At 71.5% G+C, this 14,598-nt stretch carries 12 protein-coding genes; 3 read left to right on the top strand and 9 right to left on the bottom strand.

Features of this window, described 5'->3' with window-relative positions:
* Window positions 1-100: 100 nt before the first annotated feature.
* The 4 genes from KLO01_RS14100 to KLO01_RS14085 form a co-directional block, all read right to left on the bottom strand.
* A complete protein-coding gene (locus tag KLO01_RS14100) occupies window positions 101-2,185 on the bottom strand; it encodes a M14 family zinc carboxypeptidase (RefSeq protein WP_246136230.1) in 2,085 nt (694 codons plus the stop codon).
* 162 nt (window positions 2,186-2,347) lie between these two features.
* On the bottom strand, window positions 2,348-2,770 hold the full coding sequence (ndk, locus tag KLO01_RS14095) for a nucleoside-diphosphate kinase (protein ID WP_147066253.1): 423 nt from the start codon (window positions 2,768-2,770) through the stop codon (window positions 2,348-2,350).
* Between the two features lie 10 nt (window positions 2,771-2,780).
* A complete protein-coding gene (locus KLO01_RS14090) occupies window positions 2,781-3,185 on the bottom strand; it encodes a DUF4233 domain-containing protein (RefSeq protein WP_147066251.1) in 405 nt (134 codons plus the stop codon).
* The gene (locus tag KLO01_RS14085) at window positions 3,182-3,448 is read right to left on the bottom strand and encodes a hypothetical protein (protein ID WP_147066249.1); all 267 of its coding nucleotides are present in this window, start codon (window positions 3,446-3,448) and stop codon (window positions 3,182-3,184) included. The genes KLO01_RS14090 and KLO01_RS14085 overlap by 4 nt, the downstream gene beginning before the upstream one ends.
* A 39-nt stretch (window positions 3,449-3,487) precedes the next feature.
* Here KLO01_RS14085 and KLO01_RS14080 point away from each other — a divergent pair, with 39 nt between their 5' ends.
* Window positions 3,488-4,153, top strand: coding sequence for a cation efflux transmembrane domain-containing protein (locus KLO01_RS14080; RefSeq protein ID WP_246136229.1), 666 nt, complete (start codon window positions 3,488-3,490; stop codon window positions 4,151-4,153).
* 204 nt (window positions 4,154-4,357) lie between these two features.
* Here the strand turns inward: KLO01_RS14080 and KLO01_RS14075 are convergent, their stop codons facing one another.
* From KLO01_RS14075 to ileS, 5 genes are all read right to left on the bottom strand, one after another.
* The gene (locus KLO01_RS14075) at window positions 4,358-5,749 is read right to left on the bottom strand and encodes a bifunctional folylpolyglutamate synthase/dihydrofolate synthase (RefSeq protein ID WP_147066247.1); all 1,392 of its coding nucleotides are present in this window, start codon (window positions 5,747-5,749) and stop codon (window positions 4,358-4,360) included.
* A gap of 37 nt (window positions 5,750-5,786) precedes the next feature.
* Window positions 5,787-6,230, bottom strand: a complete 444-nt coding sequence (locus tag KLO01_RS14070) for a VOC family protein (protein WP_147066245.1) — start codon at window positions 6,228-6,230, stop codon at window positions 5,787-5,789.
* A 23-nt stretch (window positions 6,231-6,253) separates the two neighbouring features.
* A complete protein-coding gene (locus KLO01_RS14065) occupies window positions 6,254-6,733 on the bottom strand; it encodes a helix-turn-helix domain-containing protein (protein ID WP_147066684.1) in 480 nt (159 codons plus the stop codon).
* 21 nt (window positions 6,734-6,754) lie between these two features.
* Entirely contained in the window at window positions 6,755-7,663 is a 909-nt protein-coding gene (locus KLO01_RS14060) for a sterol desaturase family protein (RefSeq protein ID WP_147066243.1), read from the bottom strand.
* A 156-nt stretch (window positions 7,664-7,819) separates the two neighbouring features.
* Window positions 7,820-11,170 (bottom strand): isoleucine--tRNA ligase, encoded by a 3,351-nt coding sequence (gene ileS, locus KLO01_RS14055; protein ID WP_147066241.1) that lies wholly within the window; start codon window positions 11,168-11,170, stop codon window positions 7,820-7,822.
* Between the two features lie 533 nt (window positions 11,171-11,703).
* Between ileS and KLO01_RS14050 the strand changes: the two genes are divergently transcribed.
* Both KLO01_RS14050 and KLO01_RS14045 read left to right on the top strand, forming a co-directional pair.
* The gene (locus KLO01_RS14050; protein WP_147066239.1) at window positions 11,704-13,680 is read left to right on the top strand and encodes a prenyltransferase/squalene oxidase repeat-containing protein; all 1,977 of its coding nucleotides are present in this window, start codon (window positions 11,704-11,706) and stop codon (window positions 13,678-13,680) included.
* Window positions 13,680-14,591, top strand: a complete 912-nt coding sequence (locus KLO01_RS14045) for a hypothetical protein (protein ID WP_147066237.1) — start codon at window positions 13,680-13,682, stop codon at window positions 14,589-14,591. Before KLO01_RS14050 ends, KLO01_RS14045 begins: the two co-directional genes overlap by 1 nt.
* Window positions 14,592-14,598: the final 7 nt, after the last annotated feature.

The raw sequence follows: 14,598 nt of genomic DNA, 5'->3' as shown, positions 1-14,598 counted from the left end.
GCAAGGCCCCGCAGGCAGAGGTATGCCGGCCGCGCGGGGTGCGCGGCCGGCATACCTTTCGGGGTTCCTCACCCCTCACGAGGGTGGGAGGCGTCCTGCGTCAGCGGGGGTTCTTGCCGCGGTTGCACGGGTTGCCGACGTCCACGGACTGGCCACGGTCGACGATGACGCTGCGGGTCGACAGGACCTTGCCCTTGGTGCTCGTGCAGGTGAGGTTCCACGCCTCCTTGACGCCGGTGACGATCGCCGGGTCGGGCGGCAGGAACGACATCGTGCCCGACCAGTCGGTCGAGGTGGAGCCGCCGTCGTAGTTGTTCGCCTCGATCCGGTAGCCACCGGGCACCGGGTCGAGCGCCGTGGCCGTCTCCGGGTTGTCGGCTGTGGCCGCCGACGCGACCTGGTTGCCGGCCGCGTCGTAGATGTAGAAGTCCCAGTCGACCGCGGTGCCACCGGGCCAGCTGAAGTTGAAGACCACCTTGCCGTTGTCGTAGGTCGGCAGGCCCTGGATCGTGACGTTCGAGAACTCCGACGCGCCGACAGCGGGCACGCCCGCGGGGTTCGCGATGGTCTGGCTCGGCGCCGTCGGGGCCACCGGGTCACGGCCGTAGCGACCGACGACGAGCGGGCGGGTCGACGGGTTGACCGCCCACGAGAACGAGCCGCCCTTGCCGGCCAGCGACGAGCTGAGCACGTCCGTGTAGGGGATCGGCGGGCTCGTGGTGCCACCCGGCTGGAGCACCGGCGACGTCATGCCCTGGTAGGTCTTGCGGACCGTGAGGGTGGTGTTGGCGGGTGCCTTGCCGGTGATCGTCGAGTGCATGCCCTTGTCCATAGCGGCAGCGGCGGCGCGGTAGTAGGCCTCACGGTTGCCGCCCTTGCCTGCGCCCGCGGCGGGTGCCAGGCCGGCGTACTCGGCGACGACGCCGGTCTCGTAGGGCGGGTGGAAGCCCTCGGTGCCGATCTCGAAGGTGAAGCCGTAGCCACCGGTGTTCCAGTAGCTCCAGTCCTCGACCGAGCCGGACGTGTCGTAGAGACCGAACGACGGGATGTTGGAGTAGCCGTTGTGCGAGGCGAAGTCGGCGCCGAGCGCGCGGTACTGGATCTCGTCAGGGCTGAAGCCCGTCGAGGCCAGCGACGGCGGGCGCAGCACGAGGTTGCTGTAGGTGTGGTTGGTGATGAGGGCGGTCACCTGCCGGCTGCTGATGAGCTTGCGGACGGCGTCAACCTCGGGCTCGGAGCCCGGGCCGTCACCGCGGTAGGTGTCGCTGCTCCACGTGAACGACGCACCCGGGCCACCCCAGAAGCCGGGGTAGTTGCGGTTGGGGTCGGTGCCACGCAGCCGTCCGGCGAGGTTGTTGTCACACGTGCCGGTCGTGTACTGCGCCGGCGTCTTCGTGCTGATCGAGCAGTTCTTGCGCTTCATCTCGTAGTCGAAGGTGCTGAAGTCGCCGAGCGGGGCCGCCGAGCGCGAGATCTGGAAGCCGTCGACGTTGACGACCGGCACGACGATCGTGCGCACGCCCTTGAGGATCGCGGCGTTGCGGGCGTCGCCGCTCTCGAGGAGGTCGTAGGCGAACTCCATCGAGTGCTCGGACGACGGCCACTCGCGGGCGTGGTGCGCTCCCATCATGAGGAACACCGGCTTGCCGTCGGCGGTGTTGGCCGCGCCGTCGGTGATCTCGATGCCGTTGATGGGCTTGCCGAGCACCGACGGGTTCGCGAGCGTGAGTGGCTTGACCTTGGTCGGGTACTTCCTGGCGAGCGCGGCCATCTCGGCGTTGTAGTCGGCGAGGGTGCGATAGCTCGTGCGGCCGCTGGGCAGCTGCGACGACGCCACGCTCGCGGCGTAGGCCTTGTCCTTCTTGGCGTTGGCGCGCTCGACCGCGGCGAGGTCGGCCACCTTGACGGTCCACTTCTTGCCCGCGGCCCGCAGTCGCGCGACGTCGCCGGCGCCGTGCAGGACGACGTCCACACCGTGCTCGTCGGCGTGCTCGGTGGTGTCCAGGCCCAGGGCGTCGACGGCCGAGCGTTCCTTCTGGGTCGCCGCGTGCACGGTGACGATCTGCACCTTGTCGTCCTGGGCGTTGGGCTGTGGCGCCGCGGCGGCGACACCGGCGCCCGCGAGCCCGGCGGCCACCAGCGCGACCGCCGAGACCACCCCCGGCCCGACTCGAGTGATCCTCATGCTGGCTCCTTCGATCCACGGACGCGCGGACACCGTTGTCCACGCGATCCTCAACCTAGGGCGCTACCCGCGAGTTCGCTCGACGAGATTTCTTCTGGCCGCAGACGCAGGTATGCCGGCCGCTCAAGGTGAGCGGCCGGCATACCTGGGATGTCGGTCAGGTCAGAGCTCGGGGAACCAGATGCCGATCTCACGCGCGGCCGACTCGGGCGAGTCGGAGCCGTGGACGATGTTCTTCTGGACCTTCTCGCCCCAGTCGCGACCGAGGTCGCCGCGGATGCTGCCCGGCGCGGCCTCGGTGGGGTTGGTGGCGCCGGCGAGCGAGCGGAACCCGGGGATGCAGCCCTGGCCCTCGATGACCGCGGCGGTCACGGGGCCCGACGACATGAAGTCGAGGAGGGGCTCGTAGAACGGCTTGCCCTCGTGCTCGGCGTAGTGGGCGGCGAGGCGGTCGCGGTCGGGCGTGGTCACGGCCAGCGCGACCAGGGTGTATCCCTTGGCCTCGATGCGGCGCAGCACCTCCCCGGAGAGACCGCGGGCGTAGCCGTCAGGCTTGACGAGGACGAGCGAACGTTCGAGAGTCACGCGGGCCAGCCTAGCGAGCGGCCTCGGCGTCGGCGGCGCCGGACTCCCGGGCAGCCACCATGGCGTCGACCTGCTGGCCCTTGACGAGGCACAGCAGCCACAGGCCCGTGAAGACGAGGCCGACCCCGATCATCGCCGGGACGACGACGGCGCTGGCCCACGTGAGCAGCTGGACGAGCCATCCGACGGGGAGCCCGAGGGGCCCGCGCATCATCCCTGCGGCGACGAAGGACAGCACGGCGAGGGCGATGCCCAGCCAGAGCAGGGTGTGGGCGTTGTCGGCGCCCTCGGCCAGGGCCGTGCCGCGGGCGACGAGCGCACCGAGGAGCAGGACGACCCCCTGGCTGCCGAGGACCATGGCGAGCATCCGCCACGTGAACTTGCCGAGCGTGCCGGTCAACGGGATGCGGCTCATCCGCGCTTCCACTCCCGCACGTCGATGGCGGCCTTGGCTGCGTCGAGCGGCGCCTTGGTGGCCTGACGGTAGAGCTTGATGGCGGTGACCTTCTTGTCGTGGGCCAGGGCGTGGTCGATCGACTGCTGCACGTCCTGCGGCAGGTCCTCGACCGGGCGGAAGCTCACCCTGTCGCGGCGGGTGCTGTTGCGCAGCCGGGTGACGAGCCAGAACACCAGCACCGCGACGGCGATGAGGAGGACCAGCTTCGTGATCGGGGTCATGGCACGAGGGTATGCCGCGTGCGCTGGTTGGATGGACGGGTGCCCCTTCCCGCCGGCTCACCCGAGCCGCCTTCCTCGCCGCCTCCCCCGCACCGGCTGCTCGACGCCGGGCCGCTGCGCCGGGTCGTGCTCACCGTCGCCGCGCTGAACTTCGCGTGGTTCTGGGTCGAGGTCGCCGTCGCCCTGGCGATCGGGTCGGTGGCGCTCTTCGCGGACAGCGTCGACTTCCTCGAGGACACGGCGATCAACCTGCTCATCGCGCTGGCGCTCGGCTGGGGCGTGCGGCACCGGGCGCTCGCCGGCAAGGTCATGGCCGGGATCCTGCTCGTGCCGGCGGCCGCTGCCGTCTGGCAGGCCGTCCAGAAGTGGGGTGACCCCGTTCCGCCGCAGGTGGGCTGGCTCGTGGCCACAGCAGGCTCGGCAGCCCTCGTCAACGGGCTCTGCGCCTGGCTGCTCGCCCGGGTCCGCACGGACGGCGGGAGCCTGTCGCGGGCGGCCTACCTGTCGGCCCGCAACGACGTGCTCGTCAACGTCGCGATCATCGCGATGGGCGTCGTCACCGCCCTCACCGGCTCGGGGTGGCCGGACATCGTGCTCGGCCTCGGCATCGTCGCACTCGGGGTGCACGCTGCCGCCGAGGTGTGGGAGGTCGCGAGCGAGGAGCACCTCGCCGCCAAGGCCCTCGCCGGGGAGGACATCGACTGACCGCGGGGTCCGGCTCGTGTGGGTGTCGCGAAGGGTCGATCACCCATAAGTGTCCAGCCCGGACACTTATTGGCTATCGGCCCTTTTCGCACACCGTGCTGCGCTCCGCGGTCCCGGGCCTGCGGACCAACCGGCCTCGCGAACCAGCCGGCCTCGCAGACCAGGCGGCCTCGCAGACCAGGCGGCCTCGCAGACCGGATCCGATCAGGCGTCGGTGACGCCGAGGAGCATCCGCACCTCGGCGGCGGTGATGACCGACCCGGTGGCGAGCACTCCTCCGCCCACCCCTGCCCCGTCGGCGATGCCGGCGGCACGGTCGAGGGCGTCGGGCAGGTCGTCGACGACCGTCACGCGGGACTCACCGAACACGCCCTTGGCGATCTCGCCGAGGTCGTTCGGGCGCATCGCCCGCGGCGACGTGGTGCGCGTGACGATGACCTCGTCGAGGACGGGCTCGAGGATCTCGAGCATCTCGGTGGCGTCCTTGTCCTTGAGGATCGCGACGACGCCGACGAGTGTGGTGAAGGTGAAGGCCTCCTCGAGCCCGTCCCGCAGCGCGCGGGCGCCGGCCGGGTTGTGGGCCGCGTCGACGAGGACGGTGGGGCTGCGGCGGACGACCTCGAGCCGGCCCGGTGACGTGGCCGCGGCCAGCCCGGCCTTGAGGACGTCGATGTCGAGCGGCTGCTCGCCCCCGCCGAGGAAGGCCTCGACCGCCGCGATCGCGACGGCAGCGTTCTGCGCCATGTGGGTGCCGTGGAAGGGCAGGAACAGGTCCTCGTAGGTCGCCGCGAGCCCGCGCACGGTGAGTGCCTGACCGCCGACGGCGACGTCGGCGCCCTCGATGCCGAACTGCTCCCCCTCGGACGCGATCTGCGCGCCGACCTCCTCGGCGCGCTCGCGCAGGATCGTCGCCACGGCCGGGTCGGCCTGCGTCGCCGAGATCGCGATGCCGTCGGCCTTGATGATCCCGGACTTCTCGAGGGCGATGTCGGTCTCGGTGTCGCCGAGGAAGTGCTGGTGGTCGAGCGCGATCGGCGTGATGACCGAGACGACGCCGTCGGCGACGTTGGTCGCGTCCCAGCTGCCCCCCATGCCGACCTCGACGATCGCCACATCGACCGGGGCATCGGCGAACGCGGCATAAGCGACGGCCACGAGCACCTCGAAGTACGTCATCCGCGGCTCGCCCTCGGCGGCCGACCTGGCGTCGACGATGTCGATGAGGCCGATGACCTCGTCGTAGGCGCGCAGGAACTTCTCGGCCTCGATCGGAGCACCACCGATGGCGATCCGCTCGAGCATCGTGTGGAGGTGCGGCGAGGTGAACCGGCCTGTCTTGAGCCCCATCTCGCGCAGCACCGACTCGATGACCCTCGCGGTGGTCGTCTTGCCGTTGGTGCCCGTCAGGTGGATGACGGGGAAGGTGCGCTGCGGCTCTCCGGCCAGCTCCATGACGGCGCGGATGCGGTCGAGCGAGGGCTCGAGGTCGTGCTCGGGCGCCCGGGCGAGGATCGACTCCTCGATCTCGCGCAGTCGCTTGAGGATCTCGAGGGTGCGTGCAGCCTCGCGCTGGGAGGAGTCGGGAGCCGGTGCCATGCGTCCAGTGTCTCAGCCGCGCGGCACCGGCCCGCGCTCAGTCGAACGAGACGCCCTCGAAGTCCTCCGGGGTGTACTCGCGCGGCTCGACGAGCACCATCCAGTTGCCCGAGTTGTCGCGCATGAGCGCCTCGACGCCGTAGGGCCGGTCCTCGGCCTCCTGGAGGAACTCGACGCCCTTGGCCTTGAGGTCCTCGACCGTCCTGCGGCAGTCGTCGACGTGCAGCCCGACGCCCGGCAGCCCACCCTCGAGCTGGGCCCGCTGCATCGCGGCGATGAGGTCGTCCGACAGCGGCTTGCTCGGCGTCGTGAGGTGCAGGTGGAGCTCGGGCTGCGACGGGTGGGTCACGGTGACCCACCGGAAGTCCTCCCCGAGGACCACGTCGTCGCCGGCGGCGAAGCCGAGGACGTCGGTGTAGAAGGCGAGGGACTCGTCGAGATCCTTCACCCAGACGGACACGAGGGACACGTTGGTGATCATGCGAGCGACGCTACGAGGTCACCTCAGCGCGGCGCTTCTCCCGCATTGCTCCGTATGCCGTCCGCCCCGTTCCCGCTGTCGGCTCGCCTCTCGACGAGACCCGCCATGAAGACCCAGCAGCCCGGGATGCGAGGGGCGCCGCGGACGGCATACCTCCTCTGGAAGGCGCTGGGAGTCTCGCCCACGATCTCGCGGAATCGGCTCGAGAACGAGCCGAGGCTCGTGTAGCCCACGGCGTGGCAGACCTCGGTCACGGTGAGGTTGCTCGTGCGCAGCAGGTCCTGGGCGCGCTCGACCCGCCGCTCCCCCAGGTAGGCCAGCGGGGTGATGCCGTAGACCGCCGCGAACGAGCGCAGGAAGTGGAACTTGCTCATGAGGGCGATCGCCGCGAGCTCGTCGAGGTCGAGCTCCTCGGCGAAGTGCCGGTCGATGTGGTCGCGGGCCCGGCGCAGGTGCACGAGCGCGTCACCGGGGACGCGACGCACGGGTCGGGACACGGGCATCGGCACACGGCCAGCCTAGGTTCAGCGGGTGACGACCTCGGACTCCGGCGGCAGGGTGGGCTCCCCCGGCTTCCACCCGGGCGGCGCGAGGAGGTAGCCGGCGCGCTCGCGCCACGACCGGGCACGGCGGACGTCGCGGACGGCGGCGAGGAACTCGCCGTACTGGAGCCGGAGCGGGTTGTGCGTCGTCACCGGCACCGTGAGGCCGTAGACCGGCACGTCGTCCTCCTCGGCGTAGGTCCCGAAGAGCCGGTCCCAGACGATGAGGATGCCGCCGTGGTTGCGGTCGAGGTAGTGCTTCTGGCTGGCGTGGTGGACGCGGTGGTGGCTCGGGGTGTTGAGGACGTACTCGACCGGCGCCCAGAGCTTGGGGATCGTCTCGGTGTGGACCCAGAACTGGTAGATGAGGTTGAGCGAGAACGCGAAGAAGATCATCCACGGGGGCACGCCGAGCAGCGGGAGCGGCGTCCAGAAGAGCAGCTCGCCCCACGGGTTCCACTTCTGCCGCAGCGCCACCGAGTAGTTGAAGTAGACCGACGAGTGGTGTGCCTGGTGCGCGGCCCAGAGGATCCGGACGCGGTGGCTGGCCCGGTGATAGGCGTACCAGAGCAGGTCGACGGCGAGCAGCGTGAACACCCAGGTCCACGGGTTGCTCGCGTCGAGCTGCCACGGCGCCACCGACCACAGCGCGAAGTAGAGGACGAGCGCCGCGAACCGGGCGCCCAGGTTGATGACGACCGAGCCGACACCGCTCGCGAGGTTGGCGGCGGTGTCCGGTGCCGAGTAGCCCTGCCGCGGCGCCTCCCGCTCGTCGTCGTCGAGGAACCGGATGGCGAGGAGCTCGAGGACGATGAACAGCGCAAAGAAGGGCAGCGCGAACGTCACCGGGTCGTGCGTCGGGTTGCTGACGATCTCCCACGGGCTGTCCATGGCGCCGCACCCTACTCACGCGTAGCTTTCGCCGCCGTAACCCGCGCCACACCCTGCTGCGACTGATTGCCCCAGTGGGACACGTTCCGTTGGCCGAAGGCCTCCGGCTCGTGTCCCACTGGGGAATCAGTCGAGGTGTAGGCAGGGGTATGCCGGTCAGCCGAGCTTCGTGACGAGGATCCGGGCCTGCTCACCGTCGCTGAGGTCGGCCACGCTCACACCGTCGCCGAGCGGCAGCGCCTCGAGCTGCGGCGCCGAGCCGAACTGCGTCGCGAGGGTCTCCTCGACGATGAGCGCCTGGTGGGCGACCGTCGCCTCCCACAGGGCCTGCGACCCGGTGACCGTGAGCGAGATGCGGTCGCTCACGTCGAGCCCGGCCTCGCGGCGGGCCTGCTGGACCGCGCGGATGACGTCGCGGGCGAGGCCCTCGGCCGCGAGCTCGGGCGTGACCTCGGTGTCGAGGACGACGAACCCGCCGCCGGGCAGGACGGCCGTCGCACGCGAGGACTCGCCGCCACCCTCGACGACCGTCTCGAGCTGGTACTCGCCCTCGACGAGCTCGAGCCCGCCGCTGACCACGGTGCCGTCCTCGGCCACCGACCAGTCGCCGGTCTTCGAGCCCTTGATGGCTGTCTGCACCTCGCGCCCCAGGCGCGGGCCGGCGGCGCGGGCGTTGACCGTGAGCTTCTGGGTCACGCCGAAGTCACTCTCCCCCGCGGCGTCGAGGTCGAGCAGCGAGACCTGGCGGACGTTGACCTCGTCGGCGACGATCCCGGCGAAGTCGGTGAGGCCGGCGGCGTCCGGCACGACGACCGTGAGGTCGCGCAGCGGGAGCCGCACGCGCAGCTTCTCGGACTTGCGCAGCGACGACGCGACCGAGCAGATCGTCCGAGCCTGGTCCATCCGCGCGACGAGCTCGTCGTCGGAGGGCAGGTCGTCGGCCGACGGCCAGTCGGCGAGGTGCACCGAGCGCCCACCCGTGAGGCCGCGCCAGATCTCCTCGGAGACGAGCGGCAGCAGCGGCGCGGTGACCCGGGTCAGCACCTCGAGGGTGGTGTAGAGCGTGTCGAACGCCGCACGTGCGTCGGCACCCGACTCCGATCCCTCGCCAGAACCGGTGTCCCAGAAGCGTTCCCGCGACCGGCGGATGTACCAGTTCGTCAGCACGTCGACGAAGCCACGGATCGAGTCGCAGGCGCCGGCGACGTCGAGCCCGTCGAGCTGCTTGGTCGTCGTCTCGACGAGCTGGCGCAGCTTGGCGAGCAGGTAGCGGTCGAGGGGCGCGGTCGACGCGGTCGACCACTGCGCGGCATACCCCTGTCCGTCACCACCCTCGGAACCGGAACCGAAGGCGTTGGCGTAGAGGGTGAAGAAGTACCAGCTGTTCCACAGCGGGATCTGGACCTGGCGCACCCCCTCGCGGATCGCCTCCTCGGTGACGATGAGGTTGCCACCGCGCAGGATCGGCGACGACATGAGGAACCAGCGCATCGCGTCGGCGCCGTCGCGGTCGAACACCTCCCGCACGTCGGGGTAGTTGCGCAGCGACTTGCTCATCTTCTGGCCGTCGTTGCCGAGGACGATGCCGTGGCAGATCACCGACGTGAACGCGGGACGGTCGAAGAGCGCGGTCGCGAGCACGTGCAGCGTGTAGAACCAGCCACGCGTCTGCCCGATGTACTCGACGATGAAGTCGCCCGGGAAGTGGTGCTCGAACCACTCGGCGTTCTCGAACGGGTAGTGCACCTGCGCGAACGACATGGAGCCCGAGTCGAACCACACGTCCATGACGTCCTCGACCCGGCGCATCGTCGAGCGCCCCGTCGGGTCGTCGGGGTTGGGACGGGTCAGCGAGTCGACGTACGGCCGGTGCAGGTCCGGCTCACCCTGGGCGTTCAGGGGCAGCCGGCCGAAGTCGCGCTCGATCTCCTCGAACGAGCCGTAGACGTCGATGCGCGGGTACTCGGGGTCGTCCGAACGCCACACGGGAACGGGGCTGCCCCAGAACCGGTTCCGCGTGATCGACCAGTCGCGGGCGTTCTCGAGCCATCGGCCGAACTGGCCGTCCTTGACGTGGTCGGGGACCCACTGGATCTGCTGGTTGAGCTCGACCATGCGGTCACGGAACTTCGTCACCTCGACGAACCACGACGAGACGCCCTTGTAGATGAGGGGCTCGCGGCAGCGCCAACAGTGCGGGTAGGAGTGGTCGTAGGTCTCGCGGCGCAGCAGCACCGTGCCCGGCGTCACCGAGCCCACCTCGCCCGAGCCACGCGTCGCGGCCTTGAGGTGCTCGATGATCGGCGCGTTGGCGTCGAAGACGAGCATCCCTTCGTACTCGGACACGGGGAACGTGAAGGCACCGTCGGCCCCGACCGGCATGACCGGCTCGATGCCCTCGCGGTCGGTGACCTCCTTGTCGACCTCACCGAACGCGCCGGCCGTGTGGACGACCCCGGTGCCGTCGGTGGTCGTCACGGCGTCGTCGGCGGCGACGATCCGGAAGGCGTTCTCGTGGCCCGCGTAGTAGGAGAACGGCGGCGTGTACGAACGGCCGACGAGGTCGGAGCCCTTGTAGCGACCGACGACGACGGGGTCCTCGCCGAGCTCGCGCGCGTAGTGGCCCAGCCGGGCCTCGGCGAGCACGTAGCGGGCCGGAGCCCCGTCCTCGAGCCCCGGCACCGGCGCCTCGACGACGACGTAGTCGATGTCGGAGCCGACCATGGCGGCGAGGTTGCTCGGCAGGGTCCACGGCGTGGTCGTCCACACGAGCAGGTGCGCGCCGTCGAGCACCGGGTCCGAGCCTGTGGTGTCGAGCAGGTAGCCGACGGTGACCGCCGGGTCCTGGCGCATCTGGTAGACCTCGTCGTCCATCCGCAACTCGTGGTTGGACAGCGGCGTCTGGTCGTTCCAGCAGTAGGGCAGGACGCGGAAGCCCTCGTAGACGAGGCCCTTGTCGTGGAGCGACTTGAACGCCCAGATCACCGACTCCATGTAAGGCGCGTTGAGCGTCTTGTAGTCGTTGTCGAAGTCGACCCAGCGCGCCTGGCGGGTGACGTACTCGCGCCAGTCACCGGTGTACTTGAGCACCGAGGTGCGGCACGCGTCGTTGAACTTCTCGATGCCGAGCTCGACGATCTCGTCCTTGGTCTTGATGCCGAGCTGGCTCATCGCCTCGAGCTCGGCCGGCAGGCCGTGGGTGTCCCAGCCGAAGCGGCGCTCGACCCGGCGGCCGCGCATCGTCTGGTAGCGCGGCACGAGGTCCTTGACGTAGCCGGTGAGCAGGTGGCCGTAGTGCGGCAGCCCGTTGGCGAACGGCGGACCGTCGTAGAAAACGAACTCGTTCTCACCGTTCTCCCCCGCCTCGCGCTGCTCGATCGACGCGCGGAAGGTGTCGTCGGCCTCCCAGTGGGCGAGGACGGCCTCCTCGATCTGCGGGAACCGCGGGCTCGAGGGCACGCCGAAGGCAGCGCCGGGCTGGCTGGTGGAGACCTTGGGGTAGGTCATGTCGGGGGCTCCTGCGGGTCGTCGCGTCGTCATCTGGACGAGGACGAAAGGCTCCCTGCCGTATGCCGGCCGGGCCCCTCCGCGGTACCACCTCGCTTGCCGCAGCCGCGCGCCCTCGTGGGCGTCCGGCATACGACCGCTCTTGCTCCAGGTCGTGACGTGACCCGTACGTCCGGTTCTAGTGGGCCCGGCCCCCTCGCGAGGGTCACGCCGTTCTTCCGGAGGCTCGCCGCTGATGACGGCTCGAACGCCTGTGACCTGAGTCTAGCGGCTGTCAGGGGGCACTCAGGATGGCGCTACAGTGGGCGGGTTGCCGAGCGATCGGCGACACCAACCGCGTCCGCGGGGGGAAGCCGGTCCAAGTCCGGCGCTGACCCGCAACCGTAGGCCACCCGCGAGGGTGGCGAGCCGGACTGCCCCGCAGGCGCGAGCGGCTCCACATCACCCGTCGAGGTCACGGGACGGAGCCCGGGCAGCCACTCGTGGCCGGGTCGGGCGTTCGTCACGAACCGCTCAGGAAGGCTGTCCCCCACATGCTCCGCTCCCCCCGCCTGCGCGCCGTCGCGCCGCTCGCGCTGGCTGCCCTCGTCCTCGGTATGCCGGCCGCTGCCGTCGCCGAGACCGCGTCCGCTCCCAGCCCCACCGCCTCCGCGAGCAGCACCCCGTCGCCGAGCGCCCCGACCGGCTCCGCGCCGGCCCCGACGGCGACCCCGTCAGCGACGCAGACCACGCCCAAGGCGCCCGCCGCGGCTCCGGCCGGCCTGCCGCCCGCACCGGGCACGACCTTCACCGCCGGGGTGTGCGCCCCCGACGTCGACGGCGTCACCGCCGTGATCGACCTTCAGGGCAGCGACCCCGCTGTGGCGCGCTGCGTCACGACGACCGGTGGCGCGGCCTACTCGTCGACGAACTCGCTCCAGACCTTCGCCGACGCCGGCTTCGACGTCCTCACCAAGGCGACGAGCTTCGGCCCGCAGATCTGCCAGGTCGACGCTGCCCCGTCGACCAACCCGTGCGACGCCTGGACCGGTGTGTGGTGGTCCTTCTGGACCGGCACCGACACCGGCTGGAAGCAGGCCGAGACCGGCGCCCACGAGACCGGCGCCCCGACGGGCACCTTCGTCGCCCTGTCCCTCGTCGACAACGTCCCGGACGCCCCGGCGCCCCGGGTGTCGACCACGCCCTCGACGAGCACGCCCACCCCGACGCCGACCCCGACGACGCCGACGCCCACCCCGACGGCCCCCGCTGGCCCGGGTCGCGCCGACCTCGCCTCGCAGTGGCTCGTCTCGCGCGCCCTCCAGGGCGACGGCACCTACGACCTGCAGTCCTACGGGACGAACCCCGGTCTCATGATCGACATGCTCTTCGGTCTCGTCGCGCAGAACCCGAAGCACGAGGCCATCCCCGGCCTCTGGGCCGCCATCGAGAAGCAGATCCCGGAGTGGGTCGACTTCACCTGGGAGGGCACGTCCTACGTCGACGGTCCGTCCGCCGCCAAGGCGATGCTCGCCGCCGAGGCCGTGCGTGACGACGTCCACGACGTCGGTGGCCTCGACGTCGCCAAGACCCTCGTCTCCAAGATCGACGACACCGGTGCCGTGCTCGACTCCGGCAACTCCCCGGCATACGGGTTCGGCCAGACCATCGCGGTCCTCGCGCTGGCCCGCGCCGACGCCCTCGACGCCAAGGTCCTGGGCTCGATGCTCACCCAGCAGTGCCCGTCCGGCGGGTTCCGCCTCGGACACGGCAAGGCCCCCTGCGCCGACGGCACCGACTCCGTCGGGGTCGACGCCACCGCCATGGGCCTGCAGGCGATGCTCGCGGCCGACCGCTCCGGCGTCGACGTGCCCGAGTCCAACCTCACCCGCGCCGTCGGCTTCCTCACCAAGGCCGCCACGACGACCGGCGGGTGGGCCAACGACGGCTTCACGACGACGGTCAACACCAACTCGACGGGTCTCGCCGTCCAGGCGCTCCAGGCCTACCTCGACGAGCACCCGGGATCGGCCGACGCCGAGGACGCCGTGAGCAGGGGCCGCGCCTGGGTCGCCGGCCTCCAGGTCCTCCCGGCGAGCAACGCCGCGACGACCAACGTCGGCGCCATCGCCTACTCCCCCGAGGCCTTCGCCGCGGGTGCGGCGACGAGCACCGACCAGTGGGAGCGCGCCACTCCGCAGGCGATGCTCGCGTTCGGGCTGCCCGGCTTCGACACCCTCGTCACGGCCGCCGCCCCCACGACGCCGACCCCCACCCCCACGCCGACGGCCCCCGGCACGGGCACCCCGCCCGGCAGCACGCCCCCCGCGGGAACGCCCGGCACCGGCGGCACCGGCGGCGGCTCGGCCGACGGCGTCGGAGGCGGCGGGGCCCAGCCCGTGGGCGACCCGTCCCCCGGTCTGGCCTACACCGGAGCCGTGGTCTGGCCCGCCCTCGCCGTGGCATCGCTGCTGCTGCTCGCGGGAGCCGCCTTCGTGCTCCTGTCGCGCCGCCGCGGGGTGCACGCCTGATGCTGCTCCGGCGACTCCTCTCGCTCGCCGCGGCCACCGCGGTCGGGGCAGCCGCGCTCACCGGCGCGGCCGCCCCGGCGCAGGCGGCCGCCTGCTCCAGCACCAGCGGCGTCACGGTCGTCGTCCAGAGCTCGAACGGCACGTCGGTGCGCTGCGCGAGCGGGGACCCCGGCTCGGCGTGGGGCGCCCTGCAGTCCGCCGGGTTCTCGCTCACCGCGGTGCAGCGCTTCCCCGACGCCCTCTGCCGGATCGACGGGTTCCCGAAGTCGGACCCGTGCGTCAACATGCCTCCGGCGAGCGCCTACTGGTCGTTCTGGCACGCACCCAACGGCGGCTCGTGGACCTACAGCCAGATCGGCATCAAGGGCTGGGACCCCAAGCCCGGCTCGTCGGTCGGCTTCCGGTTCGGGTCGGGCACCGCCCCCGGCACCCAGCCGGCGACCGTCTCGGCTCCCAAGCCGACGACCGCCGCGCCCAGGCCCACGACGGCGGCGCCCAAGCCCACGCCGCGCAGGGCGACGACGGCACCGAACACTCCTCGGTCGACGACGCAGGCACCGTCCGGCCGCACCACCGCGCCCCCCGCCACGAGCGGGGCGGCAGGGGCGACCCGGGCGCCGAACGCTGCCCCGGGGACCACCCCCACGCCTGGGGCCGCGAGCCCCACCGCCTCCCCGACACCCAGCACGCCGTCGTCGGCCTCCCCGTCCGCGACGGGTGAGCCCAGCGCCAGCGCGTCCGAGTCCAGCAGCGACGCTGTCGCCGCCGGGCCCACCGACGGCCGCTCGTCCGACGGGTCGGGAGGGTCGGGCACCGCCCGGCTCCTCGGCGGCGGTGCACTGCTCGCCGGCCTCGCCTCGGCCGTGGCCTTCGTCGGGCTGCGTCGACGTCAGGCCCAGACGTCGGTGTGATGACGTC

It is taken from the genome of Knoellia locipacati, from assembly GCF_007992835.1.
GTDB lineage: Bacteria > Actinomycetota > Actinomycetes > Actinomycetales > Dermatophilaceae > Knoellia > Knoellia locipacati.
This window is presented reverse-complemented; position numbering and strand designations above follow the sequence as displayed.

What these genes read in the sequence shown, in the direction of transcription:
- KLO01_RS14075 (WP_147066247.1), bottom strand. Translation starts at nt 5,749, where the DNA reads ATGGCACCGGCTCCCGACTCCTCCCAGCGCGAGGCTGCACGCACCCTC.
- KLO01_RS14060 (WP_147066243.1), bottom strand. Translation starts at nt 7,663, where the DNA reads ATGGACAGCCCGTGGGAGATCGTCAGCAACCCGACGCACGACCCGGTG.
- KLO01_RS14090 (WP_147066251.1), bottom strand. Translation starts at nt 3,185, where the DNA reads ATGAGCCGCATCCCGTTGACCGGCACGCTCGGCAAGTTCACGTGGCGG.
- KLO01_RS14045 (WP_147066237.1), top strand. Translation starts at nt 13,680, where the DNA reads ATGCTGCTCCGGCGACTCCTCTCGCTCGCCGCGGCCACCGCGGTCGGG.
- KLO01_RS14065 (WP_147066684.1), bottom strand. Translation starts at nt 6,733, where the DNA reads ATGCCCGTGTCCCGACCCGTGCGTCGCGTCCCCGGTGACGCGCTCGTG.
- KLO01_RS14085 (WP_147066249.1), bottom strand. Translation starts at nt 3,448, where the DNA reads ATGACCCCGATCACGAAGCTGGTCCTCCTCATCGCCGTCGCGGTGCTG.
- KLO01_RS14100 (WP_246136230.1), bottom strand. Translation starts at nt 2,185, where the DNA reads ATGAGGATCACTCGAGTCGGGCCGGGGGTGGTCTCGGCGGTCGCGCTG.
- KLO01_RS14050 (WP_147066239.1), top strand. Translation starts at nt 11,704, where the DNA reads ATGCTCCGCTCCCCCCGCCTGCGCGCCGTCGCGCCGCTCGCGCTGGCT.
- KLO01_RS14070 (WP_147066245.1), bottom strand. Translation starts at nt 6,230, where the DNA reads ATGATCACCAACGTGTCCCTCGTGTCCGTCTGGGTGAAGGATCTCGAC.
- ileS (WP_147066241.1), bottom strand. Translation starts at nt 11,170, where the DNA reads ATGACCTACCCCAAGGTCTCCACCAGCCAGCCCGGCGCTGCCTTCGGC.